The sequence below is a fragment of the Pseudomonas sp. SIMBA_067 genome (assembly GCF_046534675.1).
Taxonomy (GTDB): Bacteria; Pseudomonadota; Gammaproteobacteria; order Pseudomonadales; family Pseudomonadaceae; genus Aquipseudomonas; species Aquipseudomonas putida.
This window is the reverse complement of sequence record NZ_JAWRYH010000696.1, coordinates 1-260: the sequence shown is the minus strand read 5'-3', so window position 1 is coordinate 260 and position 260 is coordinate 1. Positions and strand designations below refer to the sequence as shown.

Here is a 260-nt window from a genome sequence, read left to right as displayed (position 1 = left end):
GGCGAAGGTCACCGGGCAGGCCCGCTATGCGGGCGAATACCCCGAGACGGGCCTGCTGCACGGCAGCGTCGTGTCCAGTACCATCGCGCGCGGTCGGGTTCTCGAAATCGACATCTCGCTGGCCATGCGCGTGCCCGGGGTTATCGCCGTGCTCGACCATGGCCATCGTCCGCCTATCTCCAGTTATGACGACGACTACAGCGATGCCGACCCTGCCGAGGGCTCGCCGTTTCGGCCCTTGTTCAATGATCGAGTGCTCT

The 260-nt window shown here is 65.0% G+C and carries 1 pseudogene; it reads left to right on the top strand.

What is annotated here, in order from left to right:
* Window positions 1-260, top strand: a pseudogene (locus tag SB765_RS30930) (xanthine dehydrogenase family protein molybdopterin-binding subunit); the annotation flags it as partial.